The sequence below is a fragment of the Bacillus sp. LR_5 genome (genome assembly GCF_042709275.1).
The window spans coordinates 1-13,947 of record NZ_JAVAXX010000173.1; the positions used below are offsets into that span (position 1 = coordinate 1).

Consider the following 13,947-nt stretch of genomic DNA (forward strand, 5'->3'; position numbering starts at 1 on the left):
CGAACATAGTATCCGTGATAGCAAAGAGCACGGTTTTAATCCCACTGAATTTGCTGTACTGGAGCTCCTGTACACAAGAGGCCCGCAAAAATTACAGCAAATTGGGTCGAGACTTCTGCTTGTAAGCGGAAACGTCACATATGTTATTGACAAACTAGAAAGAAACGGGTTTTTAGTAAGGGAGCAGGACCCGAAAGATAAACGCTCTGTTTACGCACATTTAACTGACAAGGGAAATGAGTATTTGGATAAAATTTATCCGATTCATGCACTGCGTATTGCGAGAGCGTTTTCAGGCCTTTCGCCTGATGAACAGGACCAGCTGATCGTCCTGCTCAAGAAAGCAGGCATACACAGCCAGCATTTGCTGTTTCGTTAACTATTCTACACTCTCTGTTTCAGGAGAGTGTTTTTTTTGTTTCCATATGATTCTTTTTAAAACATCTTTAATCTTCCTATCAGACATTTCGCCAAGGTATCCATTGACGTGTTTTTTATACTCCTTCATCTGTTCGTTCGATTGAAAAAATGCCGCGATATACTCTTCTGCTTTCTGCATGTCCCAGTTTCTCATATCTGTGACGAGTTTCCTTTCATGTAGAAGGTTTAAATTCATTTCCTCCTGTCCCGGCAGTGCATGATAAATAAATACCGGAAGCCGTTTCTGTAAGCATTCACTGATGGTCACGCCTCCGGGTTTAGTCATGATGCCTGTCGCCTGTTCGTACAAACGGTTCATCTCTGCTTTGCTGTGAAGATAAGGAATCGCCTCAATCAAGGGGTGGTGTAAACTTTTGACATAGGAGTAGAGCTTTTCGTTTCTGCCGCATAATATTTTGTATAAGATCTTTCCGCCTGGCGACAGTTCCTGCACCCATTTTAAAATCCCGCCGACCCCCATACTGCCCCCTGTGATGATGATGGTATATGGCGGGTGGTGCTGCAAGGTATCTGCTGATTCCATTTCAAAATTTTGGTGAACTGGAATGCCGGTCAAGTATATGTTGTTCTGATCGATACCCTCTGATATTAGCTGCTTCTTTACTTCCGTGCTCGGAACAAAATGGTAATCAATGTTCTTCCGTCCCCATAATTGATTCACGAAAAAATCAGTGTATACATTCACAACCGTCAGATTCGGATATTCAGGCTTTAGTCGGTTCAGCAGATAAGAAGGCAGCGCATGTGTGCAGAAGGCGATATCAGGCTGTTTTTCTTGGAGGATGTGCCTCATTTGCTGTGTGAACAGCCATTCGTACATGAAATAGCGTTTGTCATGCTGAAATTCTCCGCAGGCGAGGAGCCTGTAAATGCCGCTGTACGTTTTCGGGAAATATTGAATCCATTTTAAATAAGCCACGGAGGACAATTTTTCTAACCGCCTATACGAATGTGAAAAGATATCAATCTTTTCAGCTGCCAGCCCTTGAGACTCTAATTCAGCCTGCAATGCATCAGCCACATGATGATGGCCGGTGGAAATGCTTAAAAAAGGAAAAATGAGAATGTTTTTCATGACAGTCCTCCTAAAAAAATATGGCAACTATATTTTGAGGAGAACGTTCACAAAATATAAGGGTGTTTTTGATTATGAGGAAGGTGAAGAGATGAAAACCTGTTTCCTTTCCATATGGAGAGTGGTTGATCCGATTTATTTCTTTTTTTCAAGGCTAAGCTTGATTGACAACGATCAAAAAAGCGTTTTTCGAGTCAGGCTGACGAAGTATAAAGGACATCATGTCGTGCTGAGCGATGGAACGCATATAAGAAAAAATGATGTGCTCGTTAAAATTCATCTGCACAATATTAAGCTGATAAGAGAACTGCAAAGCATTGAGAGCGCGGTCAGAAAAGGAATCATTATTTATCAGAAAGTATATCAATCGATGCCGCTTCTTCTTGACTATATCAACAATCATAAAAAAAGCGAGAAAATCAAAGGAATCATTGGGATTACAATGCTTGACAAAGGTGTGGAAAGGCTCGGCTTTGATGTGATCACCCCGGTGAACCCTTTTTACAGATGCTTTAAAAAAGTGTCTCATGTGCCGATTTTATATTTGACTTCAAAGCCTGTGAGCTTGCGGCATTTACCGAATTCATCCTATTTGTTTATCTCAAAAGAAAAGCTGCAGAAAACCTATCAAAAAAAAGACTGATGCCTCGGTCAGCACAGTCTTTTTTGATTAAATCTGATGAAATGTCACTTCAGGGCGGCTTCCGACACGGATATTTACGCCGGTTTGTCCCAAGCCCTCGCTGATATAAAATGGTTTATCGTGATGATAATGAAGGCCTTTAATCATGTTCATTCGCACGAGCTTTCCCATTTTCACCAAATGATACGGTTTTGGCCAGTGAATTTGCCCGCCGTGAAAATGCCCTGACAGCAGGTAATCATAATGAACATCTTTCATATCCAGAATAATATTTGGGTCATGTGTTAAGACAAGATGATAGCCATTTTCCAGACTTTGATAAGAGCCGGTGATATTACTCCGATTCGTACTGTAATCATCAATGCCGATAATATTGACTGGCCCTGCAGCCGTCTCGATTCGAACATGTTCATTTTGCAGCGTGATACAGCCGTTTTCCTCTAAAACTCGCTTCAATCTCTGAAAGTCCTCTTCTTTCAATACATAATCGTGGTTACCGAACACCGCGTACATTCCATATGCAGGCTTTAGCTTTTGCAAGGCGTTCAAGTAACCTGCCAGTTTCGGAATATTACGTTTCCGATCAAGAAAATCCCCGGTAAGAGCAATGATGTCCACAGGCTGATCTTTTGTTAAATGATACAGCTCCTCAGGTGAGACTGAAATGTTTTCCAAGTGAAGATCAGATAAATGAAGGATATTTAATTTTTTTCTGGCTGGAAGGCCGTCTTTTTGGTCGATTGAAATGGTGTTGACTTTCACATCTTTTGTATTGCGGTTCGCTTTATATAGAAATGGCACAAATACGAGTATGGCCAATGAAAGTAAGATTGTAAACAAAATATATCCCCTCCCTTCTATCAGTATAGTAAGTGATCAAGCCCTATGGATAGCGGGAATTAATGGGTAGAGACAGGTTGAAAAACGGATTGTCATATGATGAATGATTTGGAAGGGAAAAGGGATAATAAATTTTGACACATGAGGCAGAACATGCCGACGGAGTCAGAATAACAAATGGATGTGTAAGCAATGTTACGATTGATGAGACAACAAAAAAAAGAAACATATTATCTCTGGATCGCATTATTTCTTCTTTTATTGTATGTATCCCCGCTTTTTATTTTAAAGGAAGATGCCCATATCCGGGTCCACGATAATTTAGATTCCAACATCGCTTGGTACAAGGTTCTGGCCGATAGCGGAGAAATCGTCGGCAAGGTTGACGCTGCCATTCCGCAAATCATTAACGGGCTGCCCCGGGATGCCTTTGGCACCGAGTGGAGCGGAATTGTTTGGCTCCATGCTTTCTTTTCTTCCATGACCGCCTATGCAATAAGCCAGACGGTTACAAGAGTTGTCGCTTTTTTTGGAATGTATGTGCTGCTGAAGAAACATATAATCCCGGAACCAAAAGCGGCTTTTATCCGAATTGGCGTATCGCTTGCATTTGCCTTAACACCGTTCTGGCCTTCGGGAATGCTGAGTACGCTTGGGTATCCCTTGGCACTGTGGGCTTTTTTAAATATCCGAAAAGGGGATATCTCATGGAGAGAGTGGCTGACGCTGGGCTTGCTCCCTCTATACTCAAGCTTTGTTCTAGGCTTTTTCTTTTTCCTGGCAGGGATGGCGTGTTTTTGGCTGTATGATGCCATTACAAAAAGAAGATGGAATTTGATGTTCTTAGGCAGTATTGCATTTATGACGAGTATTTATCTTTTCGTTGAATATCGGCTTGTCTATTCGATGCTGTTTGAGCACGCACCGATGCATCGTATCGAATTTATCTCATCCAGGCATGACGTTTGGCATTCTCTTCGGCTTTCCGTAAAAAACTTTGTCTATGGCCATAATCATGTGATGACCGTTCATACCGTTGTCATCCTTCCGATCCTGCTGGTCGTATTTGCTGCTCTGCTGTTCAAACGAAATCGGACAAAGCCAGAAAATGTTTATCTGTTTTTATGTGTGCTTAATTACGGGTTGTCATTATGGTATGCGTTTTGGTTCAACAAAATTTGGGCTGTTCCAAAGCAGAAATTTGCTTTTTTAGCAGAATTTAATTTTGCCCGTTTTCATTTTCTTCGGCCGCTTGTTATATACGTGAGCTTTGCGCTTGCTTTATATCTCATTTGGCGGATGGGGAAAGGATGGAAATGGCTTGTGTACGCCGCAGTCGCTGCACAGCTGATGGTGTTGGCGCCTTTTAATGAAGAATATACGTATGGCGTTCATTACAACGCGCCGACATTCAGGGAGTTTTATGCATCAGAGCAATTCAAAGAGATTAAGGAATATATCGGACGTCCGCAAGATTCGTATAGGGTGGCGAGCATCGGACTGCATCCGTCTATCGCCCAATATAACGGGTTTTATACGTTAGATACGTATAACAATCTGTATCCGCTCTCATATAAATATGAATTTAGAAAAATCATCGAAAAAGAGCTGGAAAAAAATTCTCGGCTGAAACAATACTTTGATGAATGGGGCAGCCGCTGCTACCTTTTTGTCGATGAACTCGGTAAACGATATGATTTCAAAAAGAACTCGAAGAAAACGATCAACAACCTTCAATTAAATACAGATGTATTTAAAAAAATGGGTGGACGGTACATTTTTTCTTCAGTTCCGATCATGAATGCTGAACAAAACCATCTCGCGCTCGTAAAGACGTTTGACCATAAAGATTCCGCCTGGCGCATTTATTTATATGAAACAAGATAAGGAGGATATCGATTGAAACAGTCACAGCCAGTATTAACCATCGTCGTCCCGTGTTTCAATGAAGAGGAAGTGTTTCAAGAAACAAGCCGTCAGCTGACAGAGGTTGTAGATGATTTAATTGAAGAAAAATTAATTGCTGAAGACAGTAAAATTCTGTTTGTCGATGATGGCAGCAAAGACCGCACTTGGGCTTTGATTGCTATGGAGAGCATTAGAAACAAGAAGGTTACCGGCTTAAAATTAGCCTGCAATGTCGGCCACCAAAAAGCGCTTTTAGCCGGACTGCATAAAGCGAAGAATAAGTCAGACTGCGTCATTTCGATCGACGCTGATCTTCAGGACGACATCTCTGTGATCCGGGATTTTATGCAAAAATATCATGAGGGCTGCGAGATCGTTTACGGTGTACGCCGGAGCAGAAAAACCGATACCTTTTTCAAGCGCACGACCGCGTTAGGGTTTTATCGTCTCATGAATAAGCTTGGGATTAAATTAATTTATAATCATGCTGATTTTCGTTTAATGAATAAAAGGTCCCTCGAAGAGCTTGAGCGTTATCCGGAAGCGAATCTGTTTTTAAGAGGTATTGTCCCCATGATCGGCTTTAAATCGGCCGAAGTTTTGTATGACCGCAAGGAACGCTTTGCTGGCAAAACGAAATATCCGCTCAAAAAGATGCTATCCTTCGCTTTTAACGGGATTACCTCATTCAGTGTCGCACCAATTCGATTCTTTACGCTTTTAGGGTTTGTTTTGTTTTTCCTCAGCGCTGTGGCAGGGATTGGCGCGTTTATTCAAAAGCTGCTCGGCCATACGAATGCAGGCTGGGCGTCTCTTATCATATCCATTTGGTTTTTGGGCGGGCTGCAATTGATGGGAATTGGAATCATCGGAGAGTATATTGGAACGATTTTTTCTGAAGTGAAAAGACGGCCGAAATACGCGATTGATATTGATTTGTATAATGAACAGCTGAGCCCGCTTCAGCGCCAGGAAAAAGAGCGGTTAGAAAAAAAGTACAGTTAAACACGGAAAGAGCTGACTTCATTAGTCAGCTCTTTTTCTTCAACTGATGCAATATAGCGCTAAGCGGTTCGTCTTGCGGGTTGCGGTAAAAATCAAAAAATGGGCAGCCCTGCTTCTTAATTCGATCGATGACCGTATCAATTGTAAACAGAGCGGGTGTTAAAGATGATTGCACCTCATGCCAGTAGAGCGGGGCTGCAACAGTCCCAAGCTCATTTCCTCTCGTCGAATAGGGACAGATAATCGTTTTTCCTTCTGCATGCTGCAAATAATCAAGATACAATTTGCCGTGTCTGTTTTTAATCAAGCGTTCAGTGGTAAAGAGCTCGGGAATTGCATTGGTGCAGTACTCTGCGATCAGCTGCGTAAATTGGCGTGTTTCTTCATACGTAAATGCCTCGGGAGACAATGGAATATAAAGCTGGATGCCTTTGTTGCCGGACAGCTTCGGGTACGATGTGATGCCAAAGGAATCCAACAGCCGCTTCAGTTCATTTGCGGCCTGCACGGCCATAAGAAAGTCATCTCGCGAAGGCGGGTCTAAATCAATGACAATCTCAGCCGGACGCCTGCTTTTAATGGTTTGAAAAGGAACGTGAAACTCCAAAGCAAGCTGGTTGCAAAGCCATAGCAATGTAGACATATCCTCACAGACAATATGTTTATGGCTTCCATCATAGAAAGACTGAACAAAATCCGGCGCATAGTCCGGCTTGTTTTTTTGGAAAAATGATTCGCTCCTAGATCCATGCGGATAGCGGATGACGGTGACAGCCCGGTTTTTCAGAAATGGGAGCAGGTAGTCACTGACTTCAATCATATACTGAATAAAATCTTCTTTTGTTTTTTTATTCTTTTCAAATATGATTTTATCCAGGCTTGTGAACTGGAGCTTTGGGTGAACCGGTTTGGAGTGTCGTATGACTTGCGCATACGTGCATTCGGTCCAGTCCATTTGGAATTCGAAACCGATAAACGATACCTCTCTTAATGTGCCTTGGAGAATTGTTAAGTATTGAACAGCTGCACAAATCGAAGGTTCAAGCGTAAATTCGCCTGAGGGTGTTTGATGTCCGTGCTGTTCCATAATCTCGCGTATAGCGCTTTTTTCCTCATCGCGCATTCCGTGCGAGACAGAGGCAATCGGTGTCATTATTCCGTTTTTTAACACCGATACCGTCAGAAACCCGTTGTTAGGGTTGAACCCTGTTATGCAAACATAAGCTTTTTTAAAGTTTTTATATTTGAGCCAATCGGACGACCGCTTCTTTTCAAGCCATTTGCTGTTTGTTTTCTTCGCTACAATTCCTTCTCCGTCATATTTTATTACCATCTCCCAGAGTTGATCAAAATGATCATAACAGGGAATGGATTGAATGGTTTCTTTTGCGTAAGGATCTGGAGATGCAGGAAGCTTTGCTGCGGATATGAGTTCACGCAGAGATTTTTTGCGGTCCAAATACGAAAGAAGCGTTACATCTTCTCCGCTTCGCTCTAACAAATCAAAGGCGAGAAAGCAGCACGGCCGCGCGTTTGCCGATTCCTGAATCTTGTCTGGCCTTTTCAAACGCCCCCGCACTTGAAGGTGTTCAAAATCTGCACGACAGGGATTCACCAAACATACGATTTCACCGTCAAGTGTCAGCGGAAGCTCTTTTTCTAGGTGCTGAAAGGCAGTTTTGGCGAATTGTGTGATTTCAGGGAAGGTGCTGCTGAGCTCCACACCATTTCTGCTGGTTAAGGTCACACCTGAAGAATGGATGCGGAGAATACAGCGGTACCCATCATATTTTACTTCGTAACGCCATTCTGCTCCGATTGGCGGTGACGAAGTTAAAACCGGCTGCATGGTAAACGCCATGCGCTATGATGTGCCGGAGGCTTTTTTTCTAGTTGTTTTTTGTTTTTTATCTCCGGCTCCTTTCGGTTCAGCGGCTTGTGCAGGTGCGGCAGCCGGTGTCTCCCGGTTCGGCCTTCTGGTTCTGTCGATGCTGGCTTGCAGAGCGCTTACCAGGTCAATGACATCTTCACGAGGTGGCGCTTTATCAGGAGTCACAGCCGTTTCTTTATTTTCTAGCTTGTCGTTGACTCTTTGCAGCAGCGCCTGTCGGTACGTGTCTTCATATTTCTCAGGCTCAAACTCAGCAGTCAGTTCATCTATTAATGTGATAGCAGTTTGCAGTTCCTTATCGTTTACATTCGATTGATCAGGTACACCTGGGACATGAGCGGCGCTTCTGACCTCATCGGGATAATGGATAGACTCCATGACGATACAATTTTCATAAACACGGAGAATCGCCAGCTGCTGCTTTGACCTGATTGTCATATTGGCGATACCGATCTTTCCGGTTGAGCGCAGCGCCTCACGCAGCAGGGTATAGGCCTTCGTCCCATTATCCCCGGGGCCGACAAAGTAGGAGCGGTTAAAATAAATCGGATCAATTTCCTGAAGCTGAACAAAGTCAACAATCTCAACCGCTTTCTCCTCATGCTCCTGTTTTAAGCTTTTTAAATCTTCGTCCGTCAGCACTACATATTTGCCTTTTACATATTCATATCCCTTCACAATTTCATCAGGACTAAGAGTTTTTTCGCAATTTGTGCAAACTTTCTCGTATTTGATTGGTGCGTGATCCTCTTTATGGAGGCTGCGCAGTTTAATATCTTTATCTTCTGTGGCCGCATATAGCTTGATGGGGATGTTTACTAATCCAAAGCTGATCGATCCCTTCCACATTGTATGCATATCGATAAACCCCTTTTTTTCTTTAGTGTGAAGAGAAGGAGTACGATTCATGTGTAGTAACTTATGGGTGAAAAAAGCCGGCGCTGTTATTGCGACGGCTGTTCAATAATGAATTGTTCGAATTGTTCCGGAGGTATTGGCCTGCTGAAAAAGAAGCCCTGTAAATGGTCGCAGCCTTTTTCAAAAAGAAGCTGCTTTTGAGCTGCATTTTCCACACCTTCGGCAATCACCTGCAAAGACAGCTGATGCCCCATGGCAATAATAGCTCCGGTAATTTGCTCTGATTTAGGATGGGTCTGAATATCGTCAATAAATGATTTGTCAATCTTCAGCCTGTGAATCGGGAAGTCCTTCAAATAGCTAAGAGAGCTGTGACCAGTACCGAAATCGTCAATACTGATTCTGATTCCTAATTCTGTAAGGGATGACAAAACCTTTTTGGAGTGATCGAGATTGTCCATTGTCATGCTTTCCGTCACCTCCACTTCAAGAAGCTGCGGAGGAAGCTGGTATTTATTAAGCGTATCCTTGATGAGGGGAATCAGATCTTCGGATTGGAACTGTCTGGCGGAAATATTAATGGCGACAGAAAGATCATAGCCTTTGTCGTGCCAAATCCTTGCCTGCTTGCATGCTTCATCTATAATCCACTTTCCGATATCAATAATAAGTCCCGTTTCTTCTGCGACACCGATGAATTCTCCGGGCGGACGCAGTTGCCCGTCTGGTGTCACAAGGCGTATCAGTGCTTCTGCTCCTGTCATTTTTTGTTTTTTTACACTGAATTGCGGCTGATAATGCAAGACAAATCTATCGTTTTCGATTGCTTCTCTGAGTACCATCTCTTGGTTAAGCTTGACGGTTTCTTTGTTGCCGATTGAAAAAGAATAGTATCTGTATTTGCTTTTGTTTCGTTCTTTAGCCGCATACATCGCCATATCAGCCTTTTTCATCAATTCAAGGCCATCCGTCCCGTCTTTTGGAGATATCGCAATCCCGATACTGACAGATGTGACAAGGGTGTGATCTTGAATTTTGAAAGGTTTTTTGAATATTTGGATAATTTTTCTTGCTAAAACATCTGCTTCGCCTGTTCCTGTATTGGCGTCTGTTAATATAATAATAAATTCATCACCGCCAAGACGGGCGATAAATCCGTTATCAGGGACTACAGATGACAAACGTTTAGCCGCAAACTGAAGCAGTTGATCGCCGACATTATGCCCTAATGCATCGTTAATCACTTTAAACCGGTTTAAGTCGAGAAAGAATACAACGGTGTTATAATGCAAGGTATGCTCGCGATTCAGTACCTTTGTTAGATGAGAGATGGCATGTCTTCTGTTAGGTAAGTCTGTAAGCGAATCATAATGAGCCATTCTATGGATTTCTTTTTCTGCTTTGTACTGCTTCGTCATGTCTTTGCAAATGACATAAATGCTGTCCAGTTCTTGATTGACCTCAACAGGTATGAGCGTAATATTTAAGTGAAACTGGCCTTTTTCAGTGATAAGTTCGCTATCGCTGTTCATCGCTTGTTTATCTTTTTTAACTTGCTCAAAAAGGCGCTTAATCTTCTGTGATGTGTAATTCCTCCAGTCATGCATGCTGAAGCCAAATTTGCTGATCATTTCCTCACCAGCGTGATTGGAAGATATTATGTCTCCTTCTAATGATAAAATAAAGATTGCATCAATATTGTGGACGATTAAAGACTGAAATCGCTGTTCGTTATCCTTTATGCGTTCGCTCTGTTTAATAAACTTTCGATCTGCATGGGAACTGAATAACAATAACGTTTGGATACAAAAAATAATTAAAGTAACAAAAATTGACCAATGAAACGTTTGCACCTCCATATGGCTTCCGGGCGGAGCCATGTCCTTATGGAAAGTTGCCGCAAGCATCCCTGTGTAGTGCATGCCCGAAATCCCAATGCCCATTACAATTGAACTGACGACTTTATAGAATATAAGATGCTCAGAATGTTTTTTTACGGCCAAGTCAAAGAATATTTTTAACGAGACGAAAGAGGCTGCAATCGCAATGATAATTGAAACTGTAAATAAAATAGGTTCGTAAATAATCATTACCCGGGAAATGGCAGACATTCCGATATAGTGCATAGAAGCAATAGATGCGCCAAGCACAACTGATCCGGTAAGCAGTCTGTAATATGTAAGGATGTGCCGGCTGACAAAATATAATGACACAAATGATCCCGAAACAGATGCGCCAATGGCTGCCATTAAAGGCATGAATTCATATTCCATCGGCATTTCCATATGGACGGCCATCATCCCTACAAAATGCATTGACCAAATACCGAATCCCATAATAAGTGAGCCGCCGATCAGCCAAATTTTACTTTTTAAGCCTGTATTGATGGTGACTTTCCTTGAAAGTTCAAGGGAAATATACGAGGCGGTACAGGCAATTAGAATAGATAAACATATGAGAGTCGTATTATATGTAACGTGTATTTCCAAATGGAGATTCCCCCCGTATCGTGTGTTCCAGTCTTGTTGACTCTCTTTATTATCGGCTGCTTAACCGCAGAGTTTCAGCCTTCAAAACGATAGAAATACGAGGGAGATCTATTTTTAGTTCAACTGACCGTGAAAAATGTGTTAAAATCATCTTGATGTTTTCCGAAAAAACAAAAATGTATGATACATAAACATGAAACAAGGGAGTTGGTGGCTATCGAAGAGCTGGTTATGTCATGGATAGAAGCATTTAAAAGCTTATCTTATTTTGGAATATTTCTAGCGCTCAGCATTGAGTTTATTCCGGCCGAAGTCGTCTTGCCGCTTGCGGGTTATTGGGTATCTAAAGGCGATATGACACTTGCCGGCGTTGTTTTGGCAGGATCGCTTGGGGGAGTGGCCGGTCCGCTTACGCTGTATTGGATAGGCCGGTACGGAGGAAGGCCGTTTCTTGAACGTTTTGGAAAGTATCTCTTTATTAAACCTGAAGCGCTTGATAAGTCAGATAAATTTTTCAAAAAACATGGGGGCTTTGTCGCGTTTAGCGGCCGTTTCTTGCCTGGCATCAGGACATTGATTTCCATACCGTGCGGAATTGCAAAAATGAATGTTTGGGTGTTTTCGCTTTATACATTCATTGCTATGCTTCCGATTACATTTGTATATGTTTATCTCGGTGTGAAGCTCGGTGAAAATTGGAAGGAAGTCGGCTCTATTCTTGATCAATATATGCTTCCGATCGGGATAGCCATTTTGGCGCTTTTCCTGCTCTACTTACTGATGAAAAAGAGGAAGAAACGCACGCACTCCGAACAATTATCTGTATTTTTGAAAAATAAACGTTGACAAATCATTGCGCTGCGCATATCATTGACGTATAAAATCATATTTCTTGAAATCCCAAAGGGGAGTAGCGTCCGGAATGTATTCCGGAAACAAAGTCGTCATTTCATGGATTGTATCCATCGGCTTTGTTGGCATGCCTGAATTCATGTCTAGCAAGACCTTTGCCTTATGTCGGCAAAGGTCTTTTTTGCATGGTCCGGCCGGCATAAGATCGGATGAAGAGAAAGAAAACAACTTTTTTGGGAGGGTATCATTTATGGATGCAGCATTATTATTAGAGTATGGTTGGGTTCTTCTCGTCTTGATCGGGCTGGAAGGGATTTTAGCCGCCGATAACGCGCTGGTTATGGCGGTAATGGTAAAACATTTGCCGGAGGAAAAAAGAAAAAAAGCGTTATTTTATGGATTGGCAGGGGCTTTTGTTCTGCGATTTGGCTCTTTATTTGCAATTTCTTTCTTGGTCAACGTATGGCAGGTTCAAGCGATTGGCGCGATCTATTTGCTGTATATCTCAGCAAGCCACTTATTGAAAAGATATGTATTTAAGAAAGAAGACACACATAAAGAGACGAAGCAAAGCGGTTTTTGGCCGACTGTTTTAAAAGTTGAGCTGGCAGATATCGCGTTTGCTGTTGATTCCATCTTAGCAGCAGTAGCGCTGGCGGTTACACTTCCTGGGACATCACTCCCGAAGATCGGCGGACTTGACGGAGGACAATTTCTCGTCATTTTGGCCGGCGGTATCATCGGACTGGTGATCATGCGGTTTGCGGCTTCCATGTTTGTGAAGTTATTAAAGGAACGTCCAAGCCTAGAAACAGCAGCCTTTGTGATTGTCGGCTGGGTCGGAGTGAAGCTTGCTTTATATACGCTTGCCCATCGCGACATAGCGGTTGTTTCTGAGCACTTTATCCATTCTGGAACATGGAAACTGATATTCTGGGGTGTCTTAGCAGCAATCGCGGTTTGCGGCTGGTTTATGTCAGGTGGGAAAAAACAGCCGGAGGGCGCACAAAACGAGCAAAAAAACAGCACCCGTGAACGGGCGTAATCTGAAAGACTCTGCTTAAAAGCAGAGTCTTTTTGTGTTTGAAGCGTTTTCATAAGCGAAATAAAATAACATTTTTATAACATCTTTGTTACAAAAAACACGCATTAAACCCCCTTAATTCTTTAGAAAGGCACGAAAACATGTATAGGACGTCAGAATGGTTTGTCATAATTGAGACATTGGAAATCAATATTTCTTTTTCTCCTTTGCGAATCCCTATCAAATTAGCTATCATTAATGAGTAGTTATAGGGAGGAACTGAGGTGAAACCAGTGCTTAGCCTTTTGTTTAAATTGGGAAAAAAGAAGCAAACACTTGAAAAAGCTGTTGAGAGTATACAAAAAGGCAATAAAGATCTGCAAAATGAATTAATACAGCAATATAAGCCATTTATCGCAAAGACGGTTTCATCCGTTTGTAAACGATATATAGATGAAAAAGACGATGAGTTCAGTATTGGACTGATCGCGTTTAATGAAGCTATAGAAAAATATTCACCTGAAAAAGGAAATTCTCTGCTCGCATTTGCTGAGCTTATTATAAAAAGAAAAGTCATTGATTACATTAGAAAAGAAGCCAGAAGTGCACAAAATATAAATATCGATTTACAGGAAGGAGACGATCAGGAGTCATCACAAAGCCTGATTGAAGCCGAGCTTTCCATAGATGAATACCGCCGTCAGATTGAACAGGAGCAGAGGCGGGAGGAAATCCTCTATTTTCAAAAGCAGCTCAAGGATTATGGTTTATCGTTTAAAGAACTGCTTGAAAATTCTCCAAAGCACACGGATGCAAGGCAAAACGCCATAAAGGTGGCAATGACGCTTGTTGAACATGAAGAATTGGCCGCTATCCTGTATACAAAGAAGCAGCTTCCGGTCAAACAGCTGGAACAGCTTG

At 42.2% G+C, this 13,947-nt stretch carries 11 protein-coding genes, 1 pseudogene and 1 riboswitch; of the genes and pseudogenes, 7 read left to right on the forward strand and 5 right to left on the reverse strand.

All coding sequences use genetic code 11. The features are described 5' to 3' along the window. A partial coding sequence (locus RAC86_RS25510; protein WP_377886140.1) for a MarR family winged helix-turn-helix transcriptional regulator occupies nt 1–379 on the forward strand: 379 nt, incomplete at its 5' end. A gap of 5 nt (nt 380–384) precedes the next feature. On the opposite strand, the pseudogene RAC86_RS25515 reads toward RAC86_RS25510, so the two are convergent. After that, nucleotides 385–1,516: pseudogene (locus RAC86_RS25515) on the reverse strand (MGDG synthase family glycosyltransferase). Nucleotides 1,517–1,607: 91 nt separating this feature from the next. Here RAC86_RS25515 and RAC86_RS25520 point away from each other — a divergent pair. Then, complete coding sequence (locus RAC86_RS25520) at nt 1,608–2,159, forward strand: YkoP family protein (protein WP_003245777.1); 552 nt, start codon at nt 1,608–1,610, stop codon at nt 2,157–2,159. A gap of 27 nt (nt 2,160–2,186) precedes the next feature. Here the strand turns inward: RAC86_RS25520 and RAC86_RS25525 are convergent, their stop codons facing one another. Further along, complete coding sequence (locus RAC86_RS25525; protein ID WP_003245342.1) at nt 2,187–2,999, reverse strand: metallophosphoesterase; 813 nt, start codon at nt 2,997–2,999, stop codon at nt 2,187–2,189. 192 nt (nt 3,000–3,191) lie between these two features. On the opposite strand from RAC86_RS25525, the gene RAC86_RS25530 reads away from it, so the two are divergent. Then, nucleotides 3,192–4,886 (forward strand): DUF6044 family protein, encoded by a 1,695-nt coding sequence (locus tag RAC86_RS25530; RefSeq protein ID WP_015715772.1) that lies wholly within the window; start codon nt 3,192–3,194, stop codon nt 4,884–4,886. A 12-nt stretch (nt 4,887–4,898) separates the two neighbouring features. Next, nucleotides 4,899–5,912 carry a glycosyltransferase family 2 protein gene (locus RAC86_RS25535; RefSeq protein ID WP_377886141.1) on the forward strand — a complete coding sequence of 338 codons (1,014 nt, stop codon included), beginning with the start codon at nt 4,899–4,901 and terminating at the stop codon, nt 5,910–5,912. A gap of 25 nt (nt 5,913–5,937) precedes the next feature. Here RAC86_RS25535 and RAC86_RS25540 read toward each other — a convergent pair whose 3' ends face one another. From RAC86_RS25540 to RAC86_RS25550, 3 genes are all read right to left on the reverse strand, one after another. After that, the gene (locus tag RAC86_RS25540) at nt 5,938–7,773 is read right to left on the reverse strand and encodes a DNA ligase D (RefSeq protein WP_377886142.1); all 1,836 of its coding nucleotides are present in this window, start codon (nt 7,771–7,773) and stop codon (nt 5,938–5,940) included. Between the two features lie 3 nt (nt 7,774–7,776). After that, a complete protein-coding gene (gene ku, locus RAC86_RS25545) occupies nt 7,777–8,661 on the reverse strand; it encodes a non-homologous end joining protein Ku (protein ID WP_024572505.1) in 885 nt (294 codons plus the stop codon). 86 nt (nt 8,662–8,747) lie between these two features. Then, entirely contained in the window at nt 8,748–11,150 is a 2,403-nt protein-coding gene (locus RAC86_RS25550; RefSeq protein WP_377886143.1) for an EAL domain-containing protein, read from the reverse strand. 180 nt (nt 11,151–11,330) lie between these two features. Between RAC86_RS25550 and RAC86_RS25555 the strand changes: the two genes are divergently transcribed. From RAC86_RS25555 to sigI, 3 genes are all read left to right on the forward strand, one after another. Continuing rightward, nucleotides 11,331–11,996, forward strand: a complete 666-nt coding sequence (locus RAC86_RS25555; RefSeq protein ID WP_029726984.1) for a DedA family protein — start codon at nt 11,331–11,333, stop codon at nt 11,994–11,996. A gap of 47 nt (nt 11,997–12,043) precedes the next feature. After that, nucleotides 12,044–12,147: riboswitch (yybP-ykoY riboswitch) on the forward strand. A gap of 105 nt (nt 12,148–12,252) precedes the next feature. Then, nucleotides 12,253–13,047, forward strand: a complete 795-nt coding sequence (locus RAC86_RS25560) for a TerC family protein (RefSeq protein ID WP_003245669.1) — start codon at nt 12,253–12,255, stop codon at nt 13,045–13,047. 263 nt (nt 13,048–13,310) lie between these two features. Next, a partial coding sequence (sigI, locus tag RAC86_RS25565) for an RNA polymerase sigma factor SigI (protein WP_377886145.1) occupies nt 13,311–13,947 on the forward strand: 637 nt, incomplete at its 3' end.